This window comes from Streptomyces sp. NBC_01803, from assembly GCF_035917415.1.
Classification (GTDB): Bacteria; Actinomycetota; Actinomycetes; order Streptomycetales; family Streptomycetaceae; genus Streptomyces.
The window spans coordinates 833,590-859,006 of record NZ_CP109073.1; the positions used below are offsets into that span (position 1 = coordinate 833,590).

Sequence of the window (25,417 nt, forward strand, 5' to 3'; positions counted from 1 at the left end):
TGAGAAAGGCAGGCAGCCATGGGCGAGCCTATGTCAACCACAAGCCATGAGAAGTCCCCGTCACGGGGGATGCGGCACGAGCCCACTCGCCCCGTGGCCGGGGCTCGGTTGTTGCCCTGGCCCGGCGAGGACGGCGGCCCGGCCTACCTCAGCCCGGACAGTACGAATCGGCATCTGCTCCCCCTGGCCGAAGAACTGGAGAACACCCAACTCGCCGCCGGGGCCAAGGTACTGCGCTGCGCCCGCCCGCTGATCGGTGAACCGCACACATCCGCCCGCGAGCTGCGGTTCACCGCCACGCGGCTTGCCGAGTGCCTGATCGACGCCCTCAGGGTCGCGGAAAGCCGCAGCGCCCGCCTCGGAAAAGGAGACACGGAGTGAGGCGCGGGGTCATTCTCCGGGGCGCCGACTGGGTAGTCGCCGGGGAACCGGACGAGGAGGCACCCGTCGGCCGCTGCGGAGCCATCTGCACCACCTGCCACGACGCCTCACCCTGGGAGAACGACCCCAAACGCATCGGCATGTGGGCCCTTGACCACACCCGCCAGCACGGCCCCGCACACTCCCTGTTCCTCACCACCACACAACGCCACTGGCGCGCCTACCCCGCCAGCACCACCCCCGCCACCAGCGCACCGTACTCCCATGCCCCTCGGCCGCCCCGGACCCACGCACGGCCCCGCACCCGATGGCCACGGCACGCGGGCATCACAGCCGCACGGATCGCCGGACGCGCCTTCCTGGCCCTGTCCGCCCTCTGCCTGCCCAGCCTCAACGCCGGCACCCGCCACCAACGGGCCCGCCCGACCCAGAAAACAGAGGAACCGACATGCCCACGCGGCGTATGCCCGTGATCCCCAGAGACGAAGCCATCCAGCTCTACCTGGACCACAAGATCTCCGTCAACGCACTCGCCCGCGACTACGGCGTCTCCGCCCCCTACCTCACCAAACTCCTCACGGATTGGAAGATCCCACTCAGGGGACGCAAAGAAGCAGCGCAGCTCCGCAAAGCCAGTAAACGCGACCAGTGACGAGGCCCGGACCCCCACACCCGATGCCCGATCATGCCGCTGTACGGGCACGGGGCCGGTGACCTCCGAGACTTTAGGCAGCCACCGGGGGGCGAGCCTCGAAGACCGGGGGCCAATCGGGCACAACACCGGGCAGGCCAAGGCTGCCCGATCCGCTGGCAAACGTACGGCCCCCCGGCTCTCTCGCCCCCCGGCAGCTCCCGCCCAAAGTCTCTCCGGCCACCCGCGCGGAACGTGCCGCACCCACCAGCCACCCACCACACAGAGCTAGTGCTGTGACCGCATAGGTTCGCAGGGTTGGAACGGTTGGATGGGCGGTGACGTCCGTTCCGACCGCTGGAGGCGTGAGTGGCCGAGCCTGTGCGGGTGCGCAGACTGACCGACCAGGAAGGGCAGAAGCTGCAGCAGATCGTGCGCCGGGGCAGTACCAGTTCGGTGCGCTATCGGCGGGCGATGATGCTGCTCGCCTCGGCGGGCGGGAACCGGGTGCCGGTGATCGCCCAGCTGGTGCAGGCCGACGAGGACACCGTGCGCGATGTGATCCACCGGTTCAATGAGGTCGGCCTGGCCTGTCTGGACCCTCAGTGGGCGGGAGGCCGTCCCCGCCTGCTCAGTCGTGAGGACGAGGACTTCGTCATCCGGACGGCCACCACTCGCCCCACCAGGCTCGGCCAACCCTTCACCCGCTGGTCGATCCGCGAACTCGCCGCCTACCTGCGCCGCGTGCCCGGACGCGTCATCCGTATCGGCCGTGAAGCCTTACGGTGCCTGCTCCTGCGCCGCGGGATCTCCTTCCAGCGCACCAAGACCTGGAAGGAGTCGCCCGACCCTGATCGCGACGCCAAGCTCGACCGGATTGAGCAGGTGCTGGGCCGCTTCCCGGACCGGGTCTTCGCCTTCGACGAGTTCGGGCCCCTGGGGATCCGGCCCACCGCGGGCTCCTGCTGGGCGAAACAGGGCAAGCCAAACCGGCTGCCGGCGACCTACCGCCGCACTCACGGCGTCACCTACTTCCACGGCTGCTACTCCGTGGGCGACGACCGCCTGTGGGGCGTCAACCGACGACGCAAGGGCACCGCCAACACCCTGGCCGCGCTCAAGTCGATCCGCGCCGCCCGACTCGACGGCGCCCCGATCTACATCATCCTGGACAACCTCTCCGCCCACACCGGCACGGACATCCGCCACTGGGCAAGCAAGAACAAGGTCGAGCTGTGCTTCACCCCGACCTACGCCTCCTGGGCCAACCCGATCGAGGCCCACTTCGGCCCACTGCGGCAGTTCACCCTGGCCAACTCCCACCACCGCAGCCACCCCGCGCAAACCCAGGCACTGCACCGCTACCTGCGCTGGCGCAACACCAACGCCCGCCACCCCGACATACTCACCGCCCAACGCAAGGAACGCGCCCGCATCCGCAGCGAGAAAGGCATCCGCTGGGGCGGACGCCCCCTCAACACCGCAGCCTGACCAACCGCGAACCGCAGCCCCCGAGCGCCGAAGGAGGCAAGTTCAGGAGAAGGACAGCGACAGAAGGATGACTCATGAGGCGGGCGGCTCGATCTCCCCCGCAAAGACGATGACCTGATCGATGAGGCTCCGCCGCAGATGGACGACGTCCGTTCCCGCCAGGCGGGGGCCTCCATCCGGCGTGGTGAAGACCCACTGGTACCGGGCCCACTCGTGAGGCATGTCCACCGCTGAGCAGCGCACCATCGTGCCGGTCCCCGCCGGGTGGTGCCGGATGTCCAGCACGAACTGCTCGACCGCAGCGATTCCTTCGCTGCGACCCAACGGCCCCCAGAAGACCACGTCTGAGGTCAGAGCCTGGGAGAGCAGGGCAGTCACGTAGTTGTCGTCCGAGGCGTTGAACGCGGAGATGAACGTGTCGATCGCGGAGCGTGCGGTCTCTTCCTCCATGCCCCAGTAATACCAGCCGTTTCGCGTGCGCTCGTCCCGCGAGCCGCCTTCCGATCACGGTGAACCATCCCGGTCACAGCACTAGCACCCGAAAACACCGCACGTCACGACAGCCGCCGACCGAACCACCACTACGAAGATGTGAACCGCCAGTCAGCGCGGGGCACGTACCGGGACACCGGCACCTGGTCCGCTCCAGGCCGACGGACCGGCGGGGCGGTGATGAAGGCGTGCTCGTGCTACCCATGTGACCACCGCACCGCGCGGGCTCCGTACGAACGGGCCCGCGCGGCGACCGTCGGGCGGCGCGCGCCGGTTACGTGAGGTCCTTGCGGACGTGCCGGTAGAGGCTGTTGACGGTCGGGTTCACCACGTCCTGGCCGAACTTCTTGCTCGCCTCGCCGATGTGGTGCCCGTTCAGCGGGTCGTTGGGGTGGGCCTTGGTGTGCTGGTAGGAGGCCAGCAGGCCCGCACCGGCCATCGTCGCTCTGCCCTGGGGGGTCTTCTGCGTCCAGTCGTAGACGCTCTTGGCGATCTTGAAGGCCATTCCGGCCGCCGCGATCAGGGGAAATGCCATGACGCGCTCCTGGTGTGCGTTCGTCTGTGTCGTCTGACGCGCCCGTACGAAGGTGTCTCCCGGCCGACCGAGAGGACGGCAAGGCGACGGAGCGGAACCAGGCCCGACGGCCCGGCACCCCGTATGACGCCTCGTCAGCCCGCGAGGTTCCCCGGTCGTCACCGCCGGTTCCCCGGCGCCCCAGGCGCAACGGCACACCCGAACACATGCCGTGCCCACCGCTCGGCAGCGGTCACCCGTGTCCGCCACCTCAGGGCACGGCGGAGGGATTGGGTCTGATCTCCGCCGCCGACGGAGCACCGGTCGACCGGCGGTCTCTCTGTTCTCCGGAGCTCGCGGAAACCCCGCGTGGCCAACGCGGGCTTCGAAGCTTCCACACTCGGCGGCCATATCCGGTCATGCTGTGGCCCGGGGGTGTGGCGTTGGCCGGGGGCGGCTTCGGAATCATCGCCGGGGCGTCCCAGGGACCAGTGGTTTGACGCGCGGAGCCATGGGCGGTCGTCCTCCATGGTGGACCGGGGAAACCGGCATTTCGCGGGGAAGGCAGCCACCGTGTACAGGGACCTGCCCACGGCGGGATCGAATCCGTGAATCCGTATCGGGCGGGTCCGGCGGAAGTCGGGCTTCCCGGAGAGACCGAGGCGGACCGCGCCGGGGCCGGGGTCGTCATCCCCGAGTCAGGGGCTCGCCGTCTTCGCGGAATTGATTCCCGCATTCCCCGGGTCCGCTTCGGGAACAGCTTCGGCCCCCTCCCTCGGGGAAGGGGGCCGGCGTCGGGGGGTGGGTAACTGGGGGTCGGGTCAGTGGGCCTTCTCATAGGCTTCGCGGACGTTCGCCGGCACCCGGCCGCGCTCGTTGACCTCGAAGCCGTTCTCCTTCGCCCAGGCCCGGATCTTCGCGGTGTCCTGGGACGGGGTCGGCACCGGGCGCCTGACCGCCGCGCCGGACCGGGGGGTGCGGCCGGTCTTCCGGCCGGCCTCGATGAAGGGGCTCAGGGTCGCGAGGAACTTGTCGAAAGAGTCGGGTGCGAGGTCGATCTCATAGTTCACGCCGTCAATGCTGAACGTGTGAGTACCGACCTCGCTCGCCTCTTCGCCCGTGAGGTCGTCGGTGTAGACCGTAACAATCTTGGTAGCCATGCGGGGAGTATAGGGCCGAAGGAGTTACAGAAGACAACCCCGTGCGGAAACCGGTCCGGGTTCCCCGCTTCTCGCATTCGCACGGCCGTGTCACTCGTTTGGCTCCCGGCCGGGTGACAGCGTACTCGGCCCCCCGGTTTCACCGGGAGGCGCGGGCTGCGCCGACCGGTCGGCGGGGGCGGAAGCGGGTGCTTACCAAGAGTCTCCGGCCGAACGCGCGGGCCGGGATTTCCGGCGACGCGACGGCCGGGAAGAGGTGGCCAAGCGGTTTCTCGCCGACCCGCGCAATCATCGGCGCGCCGAATGCCCCGACCGCCGCCGACGGTATTCCGCCTTACGGCGACGGGCCGCCGCCCCGGCGCGGGAGGACGGGCGCGCCGGATATGTGGTGGTTGTCACGCGGGCTTTCCGTGGGAGAAGTGGCGGGCGGTGGGGGTGAGGCGGCGGCGGCCGGGGCGAGGAAGCCAGCGGGGCGCAGGGGGGGCGAGGACCGCCGTGGTGCCGAACGCCCCGATGGCCGGGGCGATGAGGCGAGGAACCACGGATGCCGCCGGGCCTCGCGGATTCCATCGGCGAACTCCAGGGGGGAACGGGCCCCGTTCGGCCGCCGGTGCGGGGACGCCGCTGCCCCGGCGCGGGAGCTGGGCGCCGGCCGACCAGAGCGGGCCGGTGCCCGGCGGCGGCGCGCCGGTGCCCACGACGGCGGCGAGCAGGGCCGGCGGCGGCGGCGCGCCGGTGCCCACGACGGCGGCGAGCAGGGCCGGCGGCGGGGGCCGACCTGCCACCGACCGGCTCGTCGTAGCCGCCGCCCCGCGGCAGGACGGTCTCACCGGCCCGGCGGAGCGCGTTCGGGGGAGAGCCTGTCCAGCGGTGAACGCCCACGCGCCCACCTCGCCCGCGCCCTGGTCCGGCGGCCGTGGGGCATCCTGCTGGACGAGCCCACCAACCACCTTGACGTCAAGCATCAGTCAGTTGGCCCTGATGGAGCTGTGCGCGGCGACGGACCGGACGGTCCTGGTCGCGCCGCGCGACCTGGGCCCGGCGCCCGCTATCGCGACCGGCCGCTCCTGACGCACGGCGGCGCCCTCGTCGCCGCCGTCCACCACGGGGAGGTGCTGACGACGGGCCGCTCGCGCACCAACGTCTGCGGTGTCGAGGGCGCCCGCACCCGGGGCGACACCGGCGGCCTCACTCACCGTCACCTTCCGGGATGTCACGCGCACGGACGCCGGCGGCGCCGCCAGGGCGGCGGCGGCCGGTGCGAAAGGCGCCGAGGTCGGGGGGCCGTCAACGGGCCAGTAGACTTGCCGAATGACCACAAACCGTTTCGGAATGTTGATTCTGCCTGCCGCCAACCGGGTCTACGCGGAGGCTTCCGTGGAGCTGACACAGGCCGAATTGGGGGTATTCAGCGAGACGGTTCTGGGAGGTCAGATCGGCGAGATCCGCGATGAGGAGATCGGCGGTGTCCGCTATGTGACGTTCAGCGTTCCGGAGCTGTCGGACCGCCAGAAGGAATTTCTGGCGAATCTGTCGTCGATCTACGCGCTTTTCGGGATCAATGAGAACGGCACCCTCACCCCGGTCGCGCTGACAAGCATGGACCGGTTCGACGACGACCTCATCTCCATTCAGAAGTACGCGGGCAAGACGAATGAGCATTTCACCAAGATGCTGCTGAACGTCACCGTCCTGTCGTCGGACTCGGCCGAGCACATGACCGGCCGGACGCTCCGGGTGTTCGACCCGCTGTGCGGCCGGGGCACCACCCTCAACCAGGCGATCATGTACGGCTACGACGCGGACGGCATGGACCGCGACCGCAAGGACTTCGAGGCGTACGCGGCCTTCCTCCGCACATGGCTCAAGCGGAAGCGCGTCAAGCACACCGCCGAGGTCGCCTCCGTCCGGCGGGACCGGAAGATGATCGGCCGCAGGCTCGATGTCTCGCTGGGCCTGGCCAAGGAGGACTACAAGGCCGGTGACAAGCGGCGGCTGACGGTCGTCAACGCCGACACCCTCAAGGCCGGCGACTTCTTCTCCGCGTCGACGTTCGATGTGATCGTCGCCGACGCGCCCTACGGCGTGCAGCACGGCAGCCGCGGCAAGGAGGGCGGGCTGAGCCGCCACCCCCTGGACCTCCTCCAGGACGCCCTGCCCGTCTGGACGCCGCTGCTCCGTCGGGGCGGGGCGGTCGGGATCTCGTGGAACACCAACGTCGCCCGCCGGGACGACGTGGTGGACATCTTCACCAAGAACGGCCTGGAGGTGAAGGACTCCGGACCGTATCTGCGGTTCGGCCACCGCGTCGATCAGGCCATCGTGCGGGACATCATCGTCGCCCGGAAGCCCTGAGCGCTCCGGTCGGATCCCGTCGGGGGCGTCGCATCCGTAACGGGTGAAGGGCGGCGGCGGGCGGGCGGCGGGTCCGCGCCCTTGGCCGAATACACGCGGACAGGCTCCTTTCACCCAAATATGTCACGCTATCCTCTGAGCAGCTTGTCGCATGAGGAGCGGCCGCCGAGGAAAGACGCGAAGCATGACCACACGCAAAGAACCGCAGGGCGGCGCGGAGGGTTCCGACGAGGGGTACCACCGCGGGCTCGGCAGCCGCCAGGTGCAGATGATCGCCATCGGCGGTGCCATCGGGGTCGGGCTGTTCATGGGCGCCGGCGCGAACATCGTCGAGGCGGGCCCCAGCCTGGTCCTGATGTACGCCCTGGCGGGCGTCGTCGTCTTCTTCATCATGCGGGCGCTGGGCGAGCTGCTGCTCTATCGCCCGGTCTCGGGCAGCTTCGCCGAATACGCCAGGGAATTCCTCGGCCCGTTCTTCGGCTACGCCACGGGCTGGACGTACTGGCTGCTGTGGGTGGTCACCGGGATGGCCGAGCTGACGGCGGCGGCCATCTACGTCACCTACTGGTTCCCCGACATACCGCAGTGGGTCAGCGCGCTGATCTTCCTGCTGGTGCTCTTCGCGGTGAACCTGATTTCGGTCAAGGTCTTCGGCGAGATCGAGTTCTGGTTCTCGATGATCAAGGTGACCGCGATCATCGGCATGATCGTCATCGGGCTCGGCGTCCTCACCCTCGGCGTCTCGCAGGCCGGTGACACCGCGGCCGTGTCCAATCTCTGGTCGCACGACGGCTTCTTCCCCACCGGGGTCGGCTCCAGCCTGATGACGCTCCAGGGGGTGATGTTCGCCTATGTGGCCGTCGAGCTGGTCGGCGTCACCGCGGGCGAGAGCGAGAACCCGCGCGAGTCCCTGCCCAAGGCGATCAACACGCTGCCCTGGCGCATCGCCCTCTTCTACGTGGGCTCGCTCACGGTCATCCTCACCGTGGTGAAGTGGACCGAGTTCGACTCGGGGACCAGCCCCTTCGTGGCGGCCTTCACCAAGATCGGGCTCCCCTTCGGCGCCGCGATCGTCAACTTCGTGGTGCTCACCGCCGCCCTGTCCTCCTGCAACTCCGGCATGTACTCCACCGGCCGCATGCTCAAGGACCTCGCCAGCAACCACGAGGCGCCGTCCCTCTTCGGGAGGCTCAACGCCCGCCAGGCCCCGGCCACCGCCGTCACCGTCTCGGTGGCGCTGATGGGCATCGGCGTGGTGCTCAACTATCTCGTTCCGGAGAAGGCGTTCGGCTACGTCACCTCCGTGGCCACGGCCTGCGGCATCTGGACCTGGACCATGATCCTGGTCAGCCACCTCCGCTACCGCCGCGCCGTCGTCGCCGCACGCCTGCCGGCCTCCTCCTTCCCGGCTCCCGGCGGCGCCCTGTCGAGCTGGATCGCCCTGCTGTCCCTGGCCCTCGTGACCGTGATCATGGCTCTGGACGACGACGCCCGGATCTCGCTGTACGTCGGCGCGCTGTGGGCGGTCTTCCTGATCGTGGGCTGGTTCAACGCCGTGCGCGCCACGGCCCCGGTCGCGACGCCGGCCGTCGCGTCGGCCACCGTGGAGCCCGAGTACGTCACGGAGTGAGGCCGCCACCTCGTCGCCGACGAGCACCGACGAGCGCCGCGGCGCGCCGGAGCCCGTAGGCCGGAGCCCATACGTCCGGCCGCCGCGCCGCCTCGGGCGCCGACCGGTCAGGGGCGCAGGAACGCCCCGACGCGGTCCAGGGTCCAGTCCGGGCGCTCCTCGGGGATGAAGTGGCCGGCGCCGGGGACGGTCTCCACGGTCATGTCGTCGGCGTGTCCGTGGTGCAGGTCGGGCAGACGCCGGCCCAGCGGATCGTGCGCGCCGTTGAGCTGGAGGGTCGGGACGGTGAGGTGCCGTCGTCCGTGGGCGCGCAGGAAGGTGGGCAGCTCCCGGAGCACGGCGCCCCGGTAGAAGCGGGCCGCGGCGTGGGCGGAGAGGGGGGTCGTGGCGGCCCGCACGTAGGTGTCGGTCTCCTCGGCGGTGAACGAGCCGTGGTACCGCCAGGCCCGCAGACGGCCCGCGACCAGCCCGGGGCGGGCGGCCAGCCGGTCCCCGCCCGGGAGGCCCAGGGCGTAGAAGTGCCACGGTCGCAGGAACAGCGCCGGCGGGGCGAGCGCGGTCAGCCAGGGCGGGACGGTGGCCAGCGCGACGAAACGCTCGAAACGGTCCGGGTGGTCCAGGCAGGCCCGGAATCCGGCGGCGCCGCCCACGTCGTGGCCGACGAGCCGGGCACGCGGGATGTCCAGGGCGTCCAGCAGGCCGACGATGTCCTGACCCAGGCTCTTCAGGTCGTACCCGTCCGGCGTCCCCTCCGACCAGCCGAAGCCCCTCAGGTCGGGGCAGATGACGCGGAACTCCCGGGCCAGTGGACCGATGAGGGCGCGCCAGACGAACCAGTGCTGCGGCCAGCCGTGCAGGAGCACCAGCGGATCGCCGGTGCCCGCCTCCACGTAGTGCAGCCGCACTCCCCCGACGACCGCGTGGCCGTGCGAGACCCCGTCGACGTGCGGCATCGGCGGTGGGGTGGTGGTGGTGACGGTCATCGTGCCCTCCCGTGGGCTTCTCGCGTCGGACTCCGCGCTCCGGACCTCGAAACCATACGATCGTATCGGAAAATACATGCGACCGTATCGGTCTAGAATGGCCGACATGCCGACGACCCGGCGTGGTGACGAACGCCGCCGCGCGATCCTGCGACGTGCCACTCACCTCGCGTCCGTCGAGGGGCTGGAGGGGGTCACCCTCGGCCGGCTCGCCACCGAGCTGGGGATCAGCAAGGGCGGGCTCCAGGCGCTGTTCGGCACCAAGCAGGAGCTTCAGCTCGCCATCGTGGGCGCCGCCGTCGAGGTCTTCCAGGAGCGGGTGCTCGATCCCGCCGAGCGCGCCCCGGACGGGCTGCCGAGGCTGCGGGCGCTGCTCGGCGCGTGGATCGACTATCTGGAGGTCTTCGAGGGCGGCTGCTTCTTCACCGCCGCCGCCGCGGAGTTCGACGGCCGCGAGGGGCCCGTGCGGGACGCGATCCTGCTCCTCGCGCTCGCCGCCCACGACCTCGCGGGCACTCACGTCCGGCTCGCCGTCCGGCTGGGCGAGCTGGCCCCGGACACGGACGCCGACCAGCTCGTCTTCGAGCTGCACGGCGCGATCCTGGCCGCCAATCAGGCCCGCCAGCTCCTCGGCCGCCCCGACGCCCTGGACCGCGCCCGCCGGGCGGTGCGCGACCGCCTCGACCGCGCCGCCGCCCCGGCCTGACGGAGGCGGGCGCGCCGGGCGGGCGTCACCGCAGCTGGCGGCGGACCAGCTCGTGGAAGAGGCCGCCGGTGTCGGCCAGCAGCTCGGCCGGGGCGCCCTGCTGCGCGATCCGGCCGTCCGCCATGACGATCACGCGGTCGGCGTCCATGATCGTGGACAGCCGGTGGGCGATCACCACCCGGGTGGCCCGCAGGGCGCGGGTGGAGGCGATGACCACGCGCTGGGTCTCGTTGTCCAGCGCGCTGGTCGCCTCGTCGAAGAACAGGATCCGCGGCTTGCGGATGAGGGCCTGGGCGATCATCAGGCGCTGGCGCTGGCCGCCGGAGACGGTGCCGCCGCCGTCGGAGAGCATGGTGTGCATGCCCATGGGCATGGCTTTGATGTCCTCCGCCAGACCCGCCATCGCGGCGGCCTCCCACGCTTCCTCCAGGGAGAACGTCCCGGTGCCCCGGACGCAGTCGAGGAGGGAGCCGGTCAGGGGCTGGGCGTTCTGCAGGACGACGCCGCACTGGCGGCGCACGGCGGCCTGGTCGAGGGCCGCCAGGTCCTGGCCGTCGTACAGGACGCTGCCGGAGAGCGGCTTGTCGAAGCCGATGAGCAGCCGCAGCAGCGTGGACTTGCCGCAGCCGCTGGGGCCGACGATCGCGACGAACTCCCCCGGCCGCACGCGGAAGCCGACGCCGTCCAGGACGAGCGGGCCGTCGTCGCCGTACCGGTAGGTCAGCTCGCGGACCTCGATGTCGCCGCTGAGCGTGCCCGGCCGGACGCCCTCGGCGCGCACCTCGGGGGTCTCTTCCAGGATCGGCCTGACCTGCTCGAACATCGGCAGCACGGCGGCGGCCGACAGCAGCGCGCCGGTGAGCTGGGTGACCGAGGCCAGGGCCATGGTCACGGCGGTGCTGAAGGTGAGGAACGCCCCGGCGGACATGCTGCCGCGCGCCGGTCCGGCCAGCAGCATGAACATCGCCAGCGTGCACAGCGGCAGATAGACCGCGTTGAGGACCGTGACGACGTTCTGGATCCGGCCGGCGCGCTGCTGGAGCTCGCGGGTGCGGGCGAACTCGCGGGCCCAGGCGGCGTAGGCGAAGCTCTCGGCGGCGGCGACCCGGAGCTTGGGCAGGCCGCGCAGGGTCTGGAACGCCTGGTTGTTGAGCTTGTTGCCGAGCTTGATCAACTGCCGCTGGTAGCGGAGCTGCCACAGCCCCAGGCCGAGGAAGACGGCGGCGATGAGCAGCAGCATGGCGAGGGCCGCCAGCGCCAGCGGCACGCTGTAGAGGAGCAGCACGACCATGTTGACCGCGCCCACGGTGCCGGCCTGCAGGCACACCGGGCCGATGCCGGACAGCACGCGGCGGATGGCGCTGACGCTCATGGCGGCACTGGCCAGCTCGCCCGTGGAACGGCCGGTGAAGAACGTGGTCGGCAGCCGCAGCAGCCGGTCCCACACGGCGGGCTGGAGGGTCGCCTCGACGCGGCCCTCCATGCGCAGGATGGAGAGGTTCTGGAGCAGCATGAAGGCCGCCGAGACGACACTGGTGGCGATGATCGCGCCCGCGGCCTGCGCGATGAGGCCGGTCTCGCCCCGCGGTACGTACTCGCCGAGGACCGTGCCGGTGGCGACGGGGATCAGCGCGCCCAGGCCGACCGCGACCAGTCCGGCGAGCAGGATGGCGGGCAGCTCGGCGCGGGTGCCGCGCAGGCTGAAGCGCAGCAGCGGGAGCAGCCCCAGCGGCCGGTCCGGCAGCGGGCGGTAGAGCATCACGGCGCGCGGTTCGAACGCGGCCTCGTTGGCGCCGCCGACGCGCTCGCGTCCGCCGGTGACGGGGTCGACGGCGACATAGCCGCCGCGCCGCCACAGCAGCGCGACCGGGGCGGCGTCCTTCTCGCGGTGGCCGATCAGGGGGCCGCTGTTCTCCTGCCACCAGCGGCCGGTGAGCCGCACGGCGCGGGTGCGGACCCGGGAGGCGAGGGCGACGCGCTCGACCGGATCCTCCTGGCCGGGGGCGGCGGCGGCCTCGGCCGGGTCGGTCAGGGTGATCCGGGCCTCCTCGGCGACCAGGCGGCAGGCGGCGAACGTGGCGTCGGCGTCCCCGGCGCGCGGGCGGGCGGCCCGGCCGGTCCGTCCGGGGCCGCCGATGGAGGCCACCAGGGCCGCGTCGGCCTGGCTGCGGGCGGCCTCGCCGGCCCGGATGCCGGCGGCGGTGCGGTCCTCGTGGGCGCGTTCGAGGTGGTCGATCCAGCGGTCCACGGCGGACAGCAGCCGGTGCTGCTGGTCGACCATGGCGTGCCACAGCGCCGCGTCCAGCAGGAGGGTGCCGGGCATATGAGCGTCGTACCCGGCGCCGTACGCGGCCCCGTAGGCGACGCTGCCGGGGGCGATCGGCATCCACAGGATGTCGTCATCGGCGCCGACGGCGGCGCCCGTCGGACCGTCCGGGGACACCTGGGACAGGACGCGCAGGCCCCGGCCGACGCCGCGCGCGAAGGCGTCCTCCAGCGGGCTCAGCCACCCGTCGGCGGCGCCCGGCGCCGGGTACAGCTCGTAGATCTCGACGCGGCGCAGCGCGCACCCCTCCAGGGGGCGGGCGATCAGTGTGTGTTCGGGTCCCTCGACCGGGCCGAGCAGCAGCGTGCCGGCCGTCAGCCGGCCGAGGAAGTGCCAGGGTCCCGGCCGCGCGGCCTCCACGGCGAACAGGTCCAGGGCGCCGTCCACGACGAGCCACAGCACGTGCGGCCCCTCCAGGGACAGGCTGCGCAGGCCGGCGCAGTCGACCGGCATGCCCAGGGCCCCCAGGGCGGCGACGACCGGGTCGGGGAACGGTGGCGTCGGGGACATCGGGGGCGGTGCCGTCACCTCAGTGCTCCCTGAGCAGACGGGCGTACGGGCCCTGCGCGGCGATCAGGTGTTCGTGACGACCGCGCTCGACGACCGTGCCCCGGTCGAGGACCAGGATCTCGTCGCTGTCGCGCACGGTGCTCAGCCGGTGGGCGATGACGACGCAGGCGCAGCCGCGGCGGCGCAGGTTGTCGATGATGAGCTGCTCGGTGGCGGCGTCGAGGGCGCTGGTCACCTCGTCGAGGACCATGACGCTGGGGCGGCGCACCAGGGCGCGGGCGATCTCCAGGCGCTGGCGCTGGCCGCCGGAGAAGTTACGGCCGTCCTGCTCGACGCGGCTGCGGATGCCGCCGGGGCGGCGGGCGACCACATCGTGAACGGCGGCGTCCCGCAGGGCGGCGATCACGGCCTCGTCGGGAATGGAGGGGTCCCACAGGGTGACGTTGTCACGGACGGTGCCCTCGAAGAGGAAGACGTCCTGGTCGACGAAGGCGACGGAGGCGGCGAGGGCGCCGCGCGGGATGTCCTCCAGCCGGGTGCCGTCGATGCGGATGGTGCCTTCCCAGGGTGTGTGGAGGCCGGCCACCAGCCGGGAGACGGTGGACTTGCCGCTGCCGGAGCCGCCGACGAGCGCCACCTGCCGGCCGGGGCCGACGGTGAGCGAGAAGTCCTTCAGCAGCGGGGGGTCCAGCGGGCTGTAGCCGAAGGTGACGCCCGCCAGCTCCACATGGCCGGTGAGGCGACGGGTGGCGCCCTCGGCGGAGGCGGGCTCGGGCCGGGTGTAGCGGGGGTCGGCGGGGAAGTTCTCGACGTCCTTGAGGCGGGCGACGTCGGCCGCGAAGTCCTGGATGCGGCCGGCGACACCGTTGAGGCGGGTGATCGGCGCGGTGAAGCTGGTCACCAGGGCCTGGAAGGCGACCAGGAGACCCACGGTCAGGTGTCCCTCGACCGCGCGGGTGCCGCCGATCAGCAGGATCAGCGCGCTGTTGAGCGCGGCCAGGGTGGGGGCGACGATCGCCAGCCACGCGCTGGGCACGCCGAGCCGCTGCTGGGTGTCGAGGGTGGCTGCGTGCTGTCCGGCCCAGCGGCGGAAGAAGCCGTTCTCGCCGCCGGTGGCCTTCATGGTCTCGATGAGCGTCAGGCCGCTGTAGGCGGTGTTGACCAGGCGGGCGCTGTCGGCGCGCAGCTTCTGGGTGCCGGTGGCCCGCAGGTGGATGACGATCCGCATGGCCACGATGTTGAGCAGCGCGATCAGCACGCCGACGACGGTGAGCTGCGGGTCGTAGCTCCACAGCAGCACGGCGTAGAGCAGCACCACCACGGCGTCCACGCCGGCGGCGGCCAGGTCGCGGGCGAGTGTCTCGGCGATGGTGTCGTTGGACTGGAGGCGCTGGACGAGGTCGGCCGGGTTGCGCTGGGAGAAGAAGGTGACGGGCAGGCGCAGCAGGTGCCGCAGGAACCGGGCGCTGCCGAGGGTGGAGGCGATGACGCGCCCGCGCAGCAGGTTGGCCTGCTGGATGGCGGTGAGGGTGGCGGCGAGCACCAGGGCGGTGGCCATCGCGGCGAAGAGCGTGCCGAGCAGCGAGGTCTGGCCGCCGATGAGGAACGTGTCGATGTAGGTGCGGCTGAGCGCGGGCACCGTGGCGCCGACGAGCACCAGCAGGAGGCTGGAGAGCACGGCGGCGAGCATGGTGCCGGACATGCCCCGCAGGCGGGCGGGCAGGGCGCGCAGCACGCCGGGTTTCCGGCCGGTGCGGCGGAAGCCGTCGCCGGGTTCGAAGGTCAGGACGACGCCGGTGAAGCTGGTGTCGAACTCGTCCAGTGGCACGAACCGGCGTCCCTTGCCGGGGTCGTTGACGTGACAGCCGCGCCGGCCGAGGCGGCGGGCCATGCCGTCGTAGACGACGTAGTGGTTGAACTCCCAGAACAGGACGGCCGGCGGGCGGAGCTCGGCGAGCGCCGCCAAGTCCATCTGCATGCCCTTGGCGGTGAGGCCGTAGCCGCGCGCCGCCTTGAGGAGGTTGCTGGCGCGGGAGCCGTCGCGGGAGACACCGCAGGCGATCCGCAGCTCCTCCAGGGGGACGAAACGGCCGTAGTGACCCAGCACCATGGCCAGCGCGGCGGCGCCGCACTCCACCGCCTCCATCTGCAGCACGGTGGGCGTACGCACCGGCTTCGGCGTGCGGCCCCGGGGGACGGGGGCGCGCCGCCCGCGCCCGGAGCGGTGGCGCCGGTGGGCCGCGTGCGGGGTCCGGTCGGCCGTCGCGGTCCGGGCCGGGGCGGTCTCCCTGGGCGCGGTCACGGCAGCAGCCAGTCGACGGGGCGCTCGGCGGAGAGGTGGACAGCGCCCGTGACGGCGGTCGGGGAGTCGACGGCGAACGGGGGGCCGTCGTCGGAGGACCATGCGTAGCCGGAGTCGGTGGTGTCGGAGCGTTCCAGCTCGACCAGGACGGCGACGGGGTCGCCCTCACGGGCGAATGCGGCGGCGAGCCGGCTGTCGCCGAGGAAGCCGGCGATCCGCGCCTCGCTCTGGGGCGCCCGGCCGACCGCCTGGACCCGGCCGCGCAGCACGCCGAACTCCTGCCGGTCGACGGATTGGACGGTCAGGTCGACCCGGGCGCCCACGGGGATGGTCGCGCCGTGGCCGCCGGGCACGTACAGCACGGCGACCAGCGGGTCGTCCGGCCCGGTCACGCGCTCCAGGGTCGCCACGTCCGCGCCGGTCGTGACGACCGAGCCGGTGTCGGCGAGGAGGGTGGTCAGCCGGCCTCCGGCCACCGCGCTGACGGGTTCGTCGCCCTCGTCCGTGCGGACCGTGAGCAGCGGTTCGCCCGGGGAGAGGAGGTCGCCCTCCTCGACGAGGACCTCGGTGACCTGTCCGGCGACCGGGCTCTGGAGCAGGTAGCCGCCCTCGGCGTGGGTGAGGACGCCGGGCGCGCTCAGCTTGGAGGAGACCGAGCCGGTCAGGCCCCAGCAGCCGGCGGCCACCAGGACGACGGCCGTGACCGCCAGCACGAGGCGGCCCTGCGGGCGGGCGAACCGGACGGGCAGGTCGAGTTCCTCCGGCGACTGCAGCTTGGTGAGCGCCTTCTGACGGAACTGCATCTCGCCTCCCCCTTTCTGAGCGGGACGTGCGGGCCGTGCGGGCCGGGGCGCGGGCCGCCGGACAGCCATGAACCCCGGGCCGGGAAGGCTCCGGGGTTCATGCGGGTGTCACGGGAGCGTACGCCCGGGATCAGAGACCCAGCGGACCGGTGAGGGCGCCGGTGTCGACCTGCACGCCGGTCACGGCGGAGACCTGGGCCAGACCCTGGGCGGCCAGGCCCTGGACGGCACCCACGGTGTGGAGCGAGCTGGCGGCACCGGCCACGTCGGAGACGACCGCGCCGGCGAGGCCGCCGGAGACGCTCACCACACCGCCGGCGACGGCGTCCAGCTCGGAGTCGGCGATCTCACGGGTCTCAATGTCGTTGCGCATGACGCACATTCCCTTCAATTCAAGCTTTTTACAGAGGATCGTGGCCAAGGTCGTAATTAAGTAAGACCATCCGGACCACTTCCAAGCGGTGCGCACGATGAAAGCACGCGCGCCGGGACCATGCCAATCCCGATGACGCACCCTTTGCGGGAAGTTCGAAAGCGTGAACGGGCAGTGCGGGCTCACCTTCGTCAAACAGTGACAACCCCTTCATGAGAAATAGTTCGGAGCGCGCAATACACCCTTCATACGCCCCCATAACTCACCGTTTTTTACCCCTTGGTCGACATATCGGGCATATCTGCGATCGGGGTGACAGGTCGGTCCGTCATGTTCACGATGTGGAGATTCGCTGAAGCGGAGGTCCGGTGTCCGCTCGTCCGCACGGCCCGCGAACCGTGACGCCACAGGCCGCGGTGGTCCCAGCGCAGGCGCAGCGGCAGCAGGGCGGACTCACGCTGGGTGGCGAAGTCCATCTTCGAGGTGCCGTGGGATCGGTCCTCGAAACGGATCGGTACCTCCACCACCTTCTGGCCCGCCTGGACGGCCAGGAACTTCGTCTCCACCTGGAAGCTGTATCCGGCGGACCGCACCCGGGAGAGCGCGATGCCGTCCAGGGCGGACGCCGACCAGAGGTTGTAGCCGGCCGTCAGGTCCCGGATCGGCACGCCGAGCACGGCCGTCGCGTAGAAGTTCGCGCACGCGGACAGCATCCGGCGGCGCACGCCCCAGTCGGCGGCGAGCTGACCGCCGGGCACATAGCGGCTGCCGACCACCAGTCCCGCGCCGGTGGCCATGGCCGCGCCGAGCAGCTGCGGCAGGTGCTCCGGGCGGTGACTGCCGTCCGCGTCCATCTGGGCCACGAAGTCCGCGCCCGTCCGCAGCGCCGTCTCGATACCGGCGGCGTAGGCACGGCCGAGCCCGTCCTTGGCGGTGCGGTGCAGGGCGCTGACCCGTGGGTCGGCGGCGGCCAGCCGGTCCGCGAGGCGGCCGGTGCCGTCGGGGCTGTCGTCGTCCACGATCAGCAGCCGCAGGCCGGGCAGCGGCAGCGAGAGCACGGCCGAGGCGGTGCCGGGCAGGCTCTCGGCCTCGTTGTAGGTGGGCATGACGACGGTCAGCCGGGTGTCGGCCCACTCACGGGGGATGGCGGTCCTGGTCACGGTCTCTCACTTCTCTTCGGGGGAGCACTGGTAGAGGACGGCTTCGGTGCCAGGGCCGGTCCCGGTGCCGCCGCCGTAGTCCCCGGGGTCGACGCGGGCGCAGGCGGAGCGCACCCAGTCGCTGATCCGCGCGGTCCCGGTCCCGGTGGCGGGGGCGGGGGCGGGGGTCGGGGCGGTGGCGCCGGGACCGTCGGCCGGTTCGGTAAGGAGGGCGAAGCGCAGCTCACCGGTGCGGACCAGCTCGCGGTACTCCTCGACGGTGACCGAGGCCGCCTGGCCGCCGAAGCCGCCGAGCGGCAGGACGGGAGCGCCGGTCTCCCGGATGTACGAGGACGCGGTGGACCAACTGTCCGTGGAGAACGTGTAGGTGACGTCGTCGCCGTTGTGCTCCGTCACATGGGCGAGCAACCGCTCCTGTTCCGCCGTGAGTCCGTCCGGACCGGGAGCCGGGACGCCTCCGGCGGTGGGTCCGGCCGCCGCGTCGAACGCCGAGCCGCCGTAGTCCTCGTCCAGCACGGACAGCGACCACGCCGCCGGGGCGGCGAACATCGCGACGCAGCCCGCGACCAGCCCCGCCACCGCGAACCGCCGCCCGCCCGGGGTCCGGCCGCTCCGCCACCGGGCCGCCACGGCGACGAGCGCGGCCGTGACCAGCGACGGGATCAGCCACGGCGTCCAGTCGCGGTAGTCGGCGGCGAGCCAGCAGCACCAGGCGGTCTGGACGGCGATGGCGACGGCCGGCGGCAGTCGGCGTCCCGATCGCCACATGGCCACGGTCCCCGCGGCGGACAGGGCGGCGAGCGGCGCGGCGAGGACGGCCGCGTAGCCGGTGTGCGGAACGCCGATCGCGCTCAGCACCACGGCCGAGGTGAGCAGCCACACGCCCCAGACCAGATAGCCGCCCCGGGCCTGGTCGACATACCCGCCGGGGCGGCGGCGCCGGGTGAGCCCGTGGGCGAGGGAGAGCAGCGCGATCGGGAAGAGCCAGGCGATCTGGGTGGCGAAGCGGTCGCCGACCAGCTTGGTCCAGCCGTCACCCCGGTCCGCGCCGGACCGGGCGGTGGCGGTGCCGGTCGGTGCCGTGCCCCGCCCGGCCGGTGGGGAGCCGGCCGCCGGCGGCGCGCCCGGGGCCCGCGCACCGGGGGCCTCCGCCACCGGAGCGGTCCCGCCCGCCCCGCCCGGGGCCTGGCCCGCCACGGCGCCGGGGAGGTCGACGCCCAGCCGTCCCAGGCCGTTGTAGCCGAAGACCATGGCTGCGGCGCTGTTGTTCGTGGAGCCGTCGGCGTACGGCCGGGAGTCTTCCGGGGTCAGCGTCATCAGTCCCACCCAGGACAGGGACACGCCCAGCAGGACCGCGCCCGCGACGACCGTGTGCTTCAGACGGGCGCGCACCGCGATCGGGGCGGTGAGCAGATATCCGACGGCGAGGGCGGGGACGATGAGCCACGCCTGCATCATCTTGGTCTGGAAGCCCAGGCCGATCCACACCGCCGCGAACAGCAGGGGCCGGAGCCGTCCGTCCCGTACGGCCCGCTGATACTGGTCGGCGGCGAGCACCAGACACATGGTCAGCATGCCGTCGAGCAGCGGGTGCCCGAACAGCGAGGCCAGCAGCGGCGTCAGCGCGGTCAGCGCCGCCGCCAGCAGCCCAGCCTCCGGTCCCTGCCAGCGGCGGACCATCCGGTAGGTGACGAGAACGGTGACGACGCCGGCGACGCAGTGCGGAAGCGTCAGGGACCACGCGCCGTAGCCGAAGATCCGCGCCGAGATCGCCTGCGGCCACAGGAAGCCGCCGATCTTGTCGAGCGTGATGGTGGCGGAGGGGTCGAAGGCGGTGAAGAGGAACGCCTCCCAGCTCTCCGTCATGCTGCGGGCGGCGACGGCGTAGTACTCGGCGTAGCCGCTGCTGGTGATGTTCCAGGCGTAGAGCGTGGCGGCGAGCGCGGCGATGCCCAGCAGCGCCGGCCGGGCCCAGTGGGGCTGGCCAGGCGGCGAGCGCCACACCTGGCGACGGCGACGGGGCGGTGGGCCGACCGCCGCCGGGTCGCGGTCGGCGAGGCCGGGTGCGGGCGCGGAGGTGACAGGGGAAGCGGAAGCGGACATGGCTGCGCGGACCTTCCTGGGGGGAGGTGGGAGCGATGGCGCGGGCGGGCGCGAGAGAGGCGCCCGGGGGACGGTCAGCGGGGGGAGCGCTCCGGGGCCGCGCGGTGGCCGGGGGCGGGGCGGGTGCCGCCCGTCGCGACCACGCCGGATCTCGCTTCGGGGAAGACCCAGCGGCGGTAGGACCAGTACCGGAAGGCCGTGCCCAGCCCGGTGCCGACGACGTTCGCCGAGACGTTGTAGGCGACGGGCCCGGTGAGGCCGAGGACGGAGCGGGAGACGGCCAGACACAGCAGGGCGATGGCCAGACCCGCCATGTTGAGCAGGAGGAAGACGGGATAGCGCCGTCTCGCGCTGCCGATGTCGCGGTGCCGGAACGTCCAGTAGCGGTTGCCCGCGTAGGCCACCAGGGTCGCGGCCACGGTGGAACACGCCTTGCTCGTCAGCGGGCCGAGCCCGGCTCCGAAGTGCAGGACGTTGCCGCCGACCGTGTCAACGGCGAAGGCCACGGCCCCCACCAGGCCGAAGGAGCCCAGCTCGGCCGCCCTGAGCCGGATACGGCGCGGGAACACGGAGAGCGTACGAGGAGTCATCGGTCGTCACTCTCCAAGGCATATCTGAGAAAGAAATGATGATCCAATGAAAGCGGGATAAGGAGTGATGCGCCCGGGCCGGCGCGGGAGCCCGCCGGGCGAGCCGGCGGCGTGGCGCCGACCCGGCTCGGCCGCGGTGGGCAGCGGGTCGTCCCGCCCGAGCAGACAGGGGTGCGACCGCCGATCAGCTCGGTGCCGCAGTCGAACGGGAGCGGCTCCAGGCCGCCGAAAGGACGTGACTCGACTTCCGGTGGCGGCCGTCCCGGTTGTCATGACCGCGCTACGGCATCCCCCGTGGAGCCGCCGCCTCGCGCCGCCGCCACGTATCGCCGCCGCGCCGTGCGGGCGGGATCAACACCCCTTCGGGAGACGGGTCGTGCCCTTCCGGGGGCCCGGCTCGTTTCGCCGGGCGGACTTGGCATCCATCGAGCCAGCCATTAGGTTAGGCTCACCTAAGTTCGCTTCCGAGCAGAGGTAGAGCCGCCGTGTCCGTCCAGTTCCCGCCCTCCGCCGCGCCGCGTTCCGCCTATCCGGTGGATGTGCTGCCCGAGCCCGTCCGCCGGCGTCTGCTGGAGCTGGCGCGGGACGGGGAGCCGGTCGCCGCCTATGTGTACGACGGTGCCGTCGCCGCCGAGCGGGCGCGGGAGTTGCGCGCCGCGCTGCCCGGGTGGGCCGCCGTGTACTACGCCGTCAAGGCCAATTCCTTCCCCGGCGTCCTCAAGGCCCTGGCCCCGCATGTGGACGGCTTCGAGGTCGCCTCCGTCTCCGAGCTCGAACTCGCCACCGCCGCACGGCAGTCGGCCCCGGTCGTCGCGGCGGGCCCGGCGAAGTCGGTGCCCGTGCTGACCGCCCTGGTGCGCGCCGGGGCCGAGGCCATCAACGCCGAAAGCCTCCTGGAGCTGCACCGGATCAGCCGCATCGCCACCGCCGAGGGCGTCACCGCGCGGGTCGCGCTGCGGGTCAACCCGGCGGACCTCCCGATCACCGGCTCCCTCCATATGGGCGGCGCCCCCTCGCAGTTCGGCGTGGCCGAGCCCGACGTTCCCCACGTCCTCGACGCGGCACGCTCGTTGCCCGGCCTGGACCTGGTGGGCTTCCACATCCACGCCGCCTCGAACAACCTCGACGCCGGAACTCACGCCGCCTACCTGCGCTGGTGTCTGGAGTGGAGCGAACGGACCGCGTCGACCCACGGGATCGACCTGCGCCACGTCGACATCGGCGGCGGCATCGGCGTCGCCTTCGAGGGCGAGAAGCCGTTCGACGTGGCCCACTTCGGCGAGTTGGCCCGGGCCATCCGGCCCCCCGCCGGGGTCAAGGTGCTGCTGGAGCCCGGCCGTTACCTCGTCGCGGACTGTGGCTGGTACGCCGCCGAGGTGACGGACGTCAAGGCGTCCTACGGCGAGTGGTTCGCCGTGCTGCGCGGCGGCATCAACCACTTCCAGCTGCCCACCTCGTGGGACATCGTGCACAACGTGGCGGTGCTGCCCGTCGAGAACTGGCCCGAGAGCTGTCCCCGCCCGGCCGCCGAGCGGACCCGGGTCACCGTCGTCGGCGAGCTGTGCACCCCCGAGGACACCCTGCTGCGCGATGTCCGCGTGGATCGGGTGCGCGCGGGCGACCTGGTCGTCTTCCCCTTCGCCGGGTCCTACGGCTGGGAGTTCGCGATGCACTCCTTCCTCGGCCACCCCGTCGCGGGCCGCCACCTGATCTGAGCCTTCTCCCCCACCTGAGCCTCGGCCACATCTTCACCCCTCACTTCTCCCCTTCCCCCGGAGTCGTCCATGACCATGCAGCCAACCGCCCCGCCCCAGACCGGGCGGTCCTCCCACGACGCGGGCGCCATCCTGCGGCGGCAGCGCGACCGGGAGTCCTCCGCGCGCACCTACGCCCGTTCGTTCCCGATCGTCCCGGCCCGCGCCCACGGCATGGTGATCGAGGGGGCCGACGGCCGCCGTTACCTGGACTGCCTGTCCGGCGCGGGCACGCTCGCGCTCGGCCACAACCACCCGCTCGTGCTGGAGGCTATCCGCCGCACAATCGACAGCGGCGCGCCGCTGCACGTCCTGGACCTGGCGACGCCCGAGAAGGACGACTTCACCGACGCGCTGTTCGCCACCCTGCCCAAGGCGTTCGCCGACAAGGCGCGCGTCCACTTCTGCGGGCCCGCCGGGACCGACGCGGTGGAGGCGGCGCTGAAGCTGATGCAGACGGCCACCGGGCGGCGCGGGGTGCTGGCGTTCACCGGGGCGTACCACGGGATGACCGCCGGGGCGCTGGCCGCCTCGGGCGGCGTCGGGGTGAAGCGGTCGGTGGCCGGGATCGCCGCCGACGTGACGCGACTGCCGTTCCCGTACTCGTACCGCTGCCCGTTCGGCGCCGGGGGCGAGCGCGGCGCGGAGCTGTCGGCCGCGTACACCGAGCGGCTGCTCGACGACCCCAACGGCGGTGTGGTGCCGCCCGCCACGATGATCCTGGAGGCGGTGCAGGGCGAGGGCGGCGCGGTCCCGGCGCCGGACGGCTGGCTGCGCGAGATGCGGCGGATCACCGCCGAGCGCGACATCCCGCTGATCGTGGACGAGGTGCAGACCGGGGTGGGGCGCACGGGCGCCTTCTGGGCCGTGGAGCACAGCGGGATCGTGCCGGACGCCATGGTGATGTCGAAGGCGATCGGCGGCAGCCTGCCGCTGGCGGTGCTCGTCTACCACGAGGACTACGACGGCTGGCTACCCGGCGCGCACACCGGCACGTTCCGCGGCAACACCCTGGCCATGGCGGCGGGCGCGGCGACCCTGCGGCACGTCGCGCGGGAGGGCCTGACCGAACGGGCCGCCACCGTCGGGGCCCGGATGACCGCCCGCCTGGACGGGCTGCGCGCCGCGCTGCCCACGATCGGTGACGTGCGCGGGCGCGGCCTGATGATCGGCGTCGAACTGGTCGACCCCGAGGGTGAGTCGGACTCCTGCGGCGCCCGGCCCTGCGCCCCGGCGCTGGCGGCCCAGGTACGCGCCGCCTGCCTGGACCGGGGCCTGATCGTGGAGCTGGGCGGCCGGTTCGACTCCACGGTGCGGCTGCTCCCGCCACTGATCATCACCGACCAGGAGGCCGAGGCGGTGCTCGACCGGCTGTCCGACGCCATCGCCGAGGTGACGGCCCGTCAGCGGGTGGGGAGGACGGCATGACGCCGACGAGTGACCTGCGCGACGCCGCCGTGGCCGACCCGCCCCGGGCCGACCCGCCGTCCGCCGTCGCGCCCCCGGCGCCTGTCCCGGCCGACGCCCTGTCGGGCGGGCCGCGCGGCGCGGACGCCCTGGAGCCGCTGCTGCGCACGGTGCTGGGCGCGCTCGCCGAGGGGGCCGTGCGGCGCGGTGGGCCGATCGCGGCCGGCCGGCCGGCGGAGCTGGCCGGGCTGGTCGCCCGCGAGTTCGACGCGCCGGGCGGCGAGGACGCGCTGCACCGCCTCACCGAGCTGCTCGCCCACGGCAGCGCCGACCCCGCCGACCCGTCGTGCGCCGCCCACCTGCACTGCCCGCCGCTGGCCGTCGCCGTCGCGGCGGACCTGGCGGTCTCCGCGCTCAACCCCTCGCAGGACTCCTGGGACCAGGCGCCCGCCGCCACCTCCCTGGAGACGCTGCTGCTGGAGGAGCTGGCCCAGCTCGTCGGATACGACCCGGCCGAGGCCGCGGGCGTGCTCACCTCGGGCGGCACCGAGTCCAATCTGATGGGCCTGATGCTGGCCCGGGACCGGGTGCTCGGCCGCGCGACGAGCGGGCGGATCGAGCTGGGCGGTGTCCCCGGCTGGAAACTTGACGGGACGCCCCGCCCCCGGATCTTCGCCTCCGAGGCCGCGCACTTCTCGGTGCGGCGGGCCGCCGCCCTGCTCGGGCTCGGCGAGGAAGCGGTCGTGACCGTCCCCGTCGACAGCACACTGCGCATGGACCCCGAGGCCCTGGCCGCCGCGCTCGACACCGCCGTCCGGCGCGGCGAGCTGCCGGTCGCGGTGGCGGCCACGGCCGGCACCACCGACACCGGCGCGATCGACCCGTTGCGGGAGTGCGCCGCGCTGGCGGACCGGCACGGCGCCTGGCTGCACGTGGACGCCGCGTACGGGGGCGGCGCGCTGCTGTCCGACCGGCTGGCGCCGCTGCTCGACGGCATCGCGCTGGCCGACTCCGTCTCCCTGGACTGGCACAAGCTGGGCTGGCAGCCCGCCGCCGCCGGGGTGTTCCTGGTGCGGCGCGCGGAGACGTATGCCTCGCTGGCCCGCCGCGCGGCCTACCTCAACCCGGCCGACGACGAGGAGGCGGGCTACCCGAGCCTGCTGGGCCTGTCGCTGCGCACCACGCGCCGTGCCGACGCCTTCAAGATCGCCGTCACCCTGCGGACGCTCGGCCGGGCGGGACTGGGCCGCCTCGTCGACACCTGCCACGACCTCGCCCGTTCGGCGGCGGAGACGGCACGCGCCCACCCCCAGCTGGAACCGCACTGCGAGCCGGTGCTGACCGCGTTCGTCTTCCGCTACCTGCCGGAGGACCCCCGGCTGGCGGGCCGGGCCGACGCGATCGACACGATCAACGCCCGGCTGCGGCGCGGGCTGCTGCGCGCGGGCCGGGCCGTGGTCGGCCGCACCGAGCTGCCCGGCGACGGGCCCGGCCGGGTGCGGCTGAAGCTGACCCTGCTCAACCCGCACACCACGCCGGCCGACGTCGCGGGTCTGCTGGCCACCGTCGTGACGGCGGGCCGCGCCGAGGAGGAAGCACTGCTGCGGGGAGAGGCCCAGTGAGCGACGGACGCCGGGCCACCGAGGGAGAGCCGACCACCAACCCGCCACTGCCGCCCGGCGACCGGAGAAGCTCACCAAAAAACACAACCAGCGACGGACGCCGGGCCACCGAGGGAAAGCCGAC

Annotated in this window: 22 protein-coding genes and 1 pseudogene; 10 read left to right on the forward strand and 13 right to left on the reverse strand. The window is 72.7% G+C overall.

Annotated features, from left to right (window positions below; all coding sequences use genetic code 11):
* Window positions 1-93: 93 nt before the first annotated feature.
* The 4 genes from OIE51_RS03480 (at window position 94) to OIE51_RS03490 (ending at window position 2,503) form a co-directional block, all read left to right on the forward strand.
* Window positions 94-381, forward strand: coding sequence for a hypothetical protein (locus OIE51_RS03480; protein ID WP_326595422.1), 288 nt, complete (start codon window positions 94-96; stop codon window positions 379-381).
* Entirely contained in the window at window positions 378-854 is a 477-nt protein-coding gene (locus OIE51_RS26830) for a DUF7848 domain-containing protein (RefSeq protein WP_442811851.1), read from the forward strand. Before OIE51_RS03480 ends, OIE51_RS26830 begins: the two co-directional genes overlap by 4 nt.
* Window positions 830-1,033, forward strand: a complete 204-nt coding sequence (locus OIE51_RS03485) for a transposase (RefSeq protein ID WP_326595423.1) — start codon at window positions 830-832, stop codon at window positions 1,031-1,033. Before OIE51_RS26830 ends, OIE51_RS03485 begins: the two co-directional genes overlap by 25 nt.
* A 348-nt stretch (window positions 1,034-1,381) precedes the next feature.
* On the forward strand, window positions 1,382-2,503 hold the full coding sequence (locus tag OIE51_RS03490) for an IS630 family transposase (RefSeq protein ID WP_326595425.1): 1,122 nt from the start codon (window positions 1,382-1,384) through the stop codon (window positions 2,501-2,503).
* Window positions 2,504-2,575: 72 nt separating this feature from the next.
* On the opposite strand, the gene OIE51_RS03495 is transcribed toward OIE51_RS03490, so the two are convergent.
* The 5 genes from OIE51_RS03495 to OIE51_RS03515 all read right to left on the reverse strand — a co-directional run bounded on the left by OIE51_RS03495 (window position 2,576) and on the right by OIE51_RS03515 (window position 5,865).
* Window positions 2,576-2,953 (reverse strand): nuclear transport factor 2 family protein, encoded by a 378-nt coding sequence (locus tag OIE51_RS03495; RefSeq protein ID WP_326595427.1) that lies wholly within the window; start codon window positions 2,951-2,953, stop codon window positions 2,576-2,578.
* 316 nt (window positions 2,954-3,269) lie between these two features.
* Window positions 3,270-3,530, reverse strand: coding sequence for a hypothetical protein (locus tag OIE51_RS03500; RefSeq protein ID WP_326595428.1), 261 nt, complete (start codon window positions 3,528-3,530; stop codon window positions 3,270-3,272).
* An 800-nt stretch (window positions 3,531-4,330) separates the two neighbouring features.
* Entirely contained in the window at window positions 4,331-4,669 is a 339-nt protein-coding gene (locus OIE51_RS03505) for a histone-like nucleoid-structuring protein Lsr2 (protein ID WP_326595430.1), read from the reverse strand.
* A 395-nt stretch (window positions 4,670-5,064) separates the two neighbouring features.
* The gene (locus tag OIE51_RS03510) at window positions 5,065-5,454 is read right to left on the reverse strand and encodes a hypothetical protein (protein ID WP_326595431.1); all 390 of its coding nucleotides are present in this window, start codon (window positions 5,452-5,454) and stop codon (window positions 5,065-5,067) included.
* Between the two features lie 183 nt (window positions 5,455-5,637).
* Entirely contained in the window at window positions 5,638-5,865 is a 228-nt protein-coding gene (locus OIE51_RS03515; protein ID WP_326595432.1) for a hypothetical protein, read from the reverse strand.
* A gap of 136 nt (window positions 5,866-6,001) precedes the next feature.
* Here OIE51_RS03515 and OIE51_RS03520 point away from each other — a divergent pair, with 136 nt between their 5' ends.
* Together OIE51_RS03520 and OIE51_RS03525 are read left to right on the forward strand one after the other, a co-directional pair.
* The gene (locus OIE51_RS03520; RefSeq protein ID WP_326595434.1) at window positions 6,002-7,024 is read left to right on the forward strand and encodes a TRM11 family SAM-dependent methyltransferase; all 1,023 of its coding nucleotides are present in this window, start codon (window positions 6,002-6,004) and stop codon (window positions 7,022-7,024) included.
* Window positions 7,025-7,208: 184 nt separating this feature from the next.
* Window positions 7,209-8,654, forward strand: a complete 1,446-nt coding sequence (locus tag OIE51_RS03525) for an amino acid permease (protein WP_326595435.1) — start codon at window positions 7,209-7,211, stop codon at window positions 8,652-8,654.
* Window positions 8,655-8,761: 107 nt separating this feature from the next.
* Here the strand turns inward: OIE51_RS03525 and OIE51_RS03530 are convergent, their stop codons facing one another.
* Entirely contained in the window at window positions 8,762-9,637 is an 876-nt protein-coding gene (locus OIE51_RS03530) for an alpha/beta fold hydrolase (protein WP_326595436.1), read from the reverse strand.
* 106 nt (window positions 9,638-9,743) lie between these two features.
* Here OIE51_RS03530 and OIE51_RS03535 point away from each other — a divergent pair, with 106 nt between their 5' ends.
* Window positions 9,744-10,343, forward strand: coding sequence for a TetR/AcrR family transcriptional regulator (locus tag OIE51_RS03535; RefSeq protein ID WP_326595437.1), 600 nt, complete (start codon window positions 9,744-9,746; stop codon window positions 10,341-10,343).
* 25 nt (window positions 10,344-10,368) lie between these two features.
* Here the strand turns inward: OIE51_RS03535 and OIE51_RS03540 are convergent, their stop codons facing one another.
* The 7 genes and pseudogenes from OIE51_RS03540 to OIE51_RS03570 form a co-directional block, all read right to left on the reverse strand.
* On the reverse strand, window positions 10,369-13,179 hold the full coding sequence (locus OIE51_RS03540; protein ID WP_326600479.1) for an NHLP bacteriocin export ABC transporter permease/ATPase subunit: 2,811 nt from the start codon (window positions 13,177-13,179) through the stop codon (window positions 10,369-10,371).
* A 19-nt stretch (window positions 13,180-13,198) separates the two neighbouring features.
* Window positions 13,199-15,481 carry an NHLP family bacteriocin export ABC transporter peptidase/permease/ATPase subunit gene (locus OIE51_RS03545; protein ID WP_442811852.1) on the reverse strand — a complete coding sequence of 761 codons (2,283 nt, stop codon included), beginning with the start codon at window positions 15,479-15,481 and terminating at the stop codon, window positions 13,199-13,201.
* Window positions 15,478-16,284, reverse strand: coding sequence for an HlyD family efflux transporter periplasmic adaptor subunit (locus tag OIE51_RS03550; protein WP_326595438.1), 807 nt, complete (start codon window positions 16,282-16,284; stop codon window positions 15,478-15,480). The genes OIE51_RS03545 and OIE51_RS03550 overlap by 4 nt, the downstream gene beginning before the upstream one ends.
* Window positions 16,285-16,414: 130 nt before the next feature.
* Window positions 16,415-16,657: a hypothetical protein gene (locus tag OIE51_RS03555; protein WP_326595439.1), complete on the reverse strand. Its 243-nt coding sequence runs from the start codon at window positions 16,655-16,657 to the stop codon at window positions 16,415-16,417.
* Window positions 16,658-17,082: 425 nt separating this feature from the next.
* Window positions 17,083-17,763 (reverse strand): annotated as a pseudogene (locus tag OIE51_RS03560) (polyprenol monophosphomannose synthase); the annotation flags it as partial.
* Window positions 17,764-17,823: 60 nt separating this feature from the next.
* Entirely contained in the window at window positions 17,824-19,920 is a 2,097-nt protein-coding gene (locus tag OIE51_RS03565) for an ArnT family glycosyltransferase (RefSeq protein WP_326595440.1), read from the reverse strand.
* A 74-nt stretch (window positions 19,921-19,994) separates the two neighbouring features.
* Window positions 19,995-20,510: a GtrA family protein gene (locus OIE51_RS03570; protein WP_326595441.1), complete on the reverse strand. Its 516-nt coding sequence runs from the start codon at window positions 20,508-20,510 to the stop codon at window positions 19,995-19,997.
* A gap of 485 nt (window positions 20,511-20,995) precedes the next feature.
* Here OIE51_RS03570 and OIE51_RS03575 point away from each other — a divergent pair, with 485 nt between their 5' ends.
* From OIE51_RS03575 to OIE51_RS03585, 3 genes are all read left to right on the forward strand, one after another.
* A complete protein-coding gene (locus tag OIE51_RS03575; protein WP_326595443.1) occupies window positions 20,996-22,225 on the forward strand; it encodes an alanine racemase in 1,230 nt (409 codons plus the stop codon).
* A 69-nt stretch (window positions 22,226-22,294) separates the two neighbouring features.
* Window positions 22,295-23,692, forward strand: a complete 1,398-nt coding sequence (locus OIE51_RS03580; RefSeq protein ID WP_442811853.1) for a diaminobutyrate--2-oxoglutarate transaminase — start codon at window positions 22,295-22,297, stop codon at window positions 23,690-23,692.
* A complete protein-coding gene (locus OIE51_RS03585) occupies window positions 23,689-25,293 on the forward strand; it encodes a pyridoxal phosphate-dependent decarboxylase family protein (protein WP_326595444.1) in 1,605 nt (534 codons plus the stop codon). Before OIE51_RS03580 ends, OIE51_RS03585 begins: the two co-directional genes overlap by 4 nt.
* Window positions 25,294-25,417 lie beyond the last annotated feature (124 nt).

What these genes read in the sequence shown, in the direction of transcription:
- OIE51_RS03485 (WP_326595423.1), top strand. Translation starts at nt 830, where the DNA reads ATGCCCACGCGGCGTATGCCCGTGATCCCCAGAGACGAAGCCATCCAG.
- OIE51_RS03495 (WP_326595427.1), bottom strand. Translation starts at nt 2,953, where the DNA reads ATGGAGGAAGAGACCGCACGCTCCGCGATCGACACGTTCATCTCCGCG.
- OIE51_RS03500 (WP_326595428.1), bottom strand. Translation starts at nt 3,530, where the DNA reads ATGGCATTTCCCCTGATCGCGGCGGCCGGAATGGCCTTCAAGATCGCC.
- OIE51_RS03505 (WP_326595430.1), bottom strand. Translation starts at nt 4,669, where the DNA reads ATGGCTACCAAGATTGTTACGGTCTACACCGACGACCTCACGGGCGAA.
- OIE51_RS03520 (WP_326595434.1), top strand. Translation starts at nt 6,002, where the DNA reads ATGTTGATTCTGCCTGCCGCCAACCGGGTCTACGCGGAGGCTTCCGTG.
- OIE51_RS03525 (WP_326595435.1), top strand. Translation starts at nt 7,209, where the DNA reads ATGACCACACGCAAAGAACCGCAGGGCGGCGCGGAGGGTTCCGACGAG.
- OIE51_RS03530 (WP_326595436.1), bottom strand. Translation starts at nt 9,637, where the DNA reads ATGACCGTCACCACCACCACCCCACCGCCGATGCCGCACGTCGACGGG.
- OIE51_RS03535 (WP_326595437.1), top strand. Translation starts at nt 9,744, where the DNA reads ATGCCGACGACCCGGCGTGGTGACGAACGCCGCCGCGCGATCCTGCGA.
- OIE51_RS03540 (WP_326600479.1), bottom strand. Translation starts at nt 13,179, where the DNA reads ATGTCCCCGACGCCACCGTTCCCCGACCCGGTCGTCGCCGCCCTGGGG.
- OIE51_RS03550 (WP_326595438.1), bottom strand. Translation starts at nt 16,284, where the DNA reads ATGCAGTTCCGTCAGAAGGCGCTCACCAAGCTGCAGTCGCCGGAGGAA.
- OIE51_RS03555 (WP_326595439.1), bottom strand. Translation starts at nt 16,657, where the DNA reads ATGCGCAACGACATTGAGACCCGTGAGATCGCCGACTCCGAGCTGGAC.
- OIE51_RS03565 (WP_326595440.1), bottom strand. Translation starts at nt 19,920, where the DNA reads ATGTCCGCTTCCGCTTCCCCTGTCACCTCCGCGCCCGCACCCGGCCTC.
- OIE51_RS03570 (WP_326595441.1), bottom strand. Translation starts at nt 20,510, where the DNA reads ATGACTCCTCGTACGCTCTCCGTGTTCCCGCGCCGTATCCGGCTCAGG.
- OIE51_RS03580 (WP_442811853.1), top strand. Translation starts at nt 22,295, where the DNA reads ATGACCATGCAGCCAACCGCCCCGCCCCAGACCGGGCGGTCCTCCCAC.
- OIE51_RS03585 (WP_326595444.1), top strand. Translation starts at nt 23,689, where the DNA reads ATGACGCCGACGAGTGACCTGCGCGACGCCGCCGTGGCCGACCCGCCC.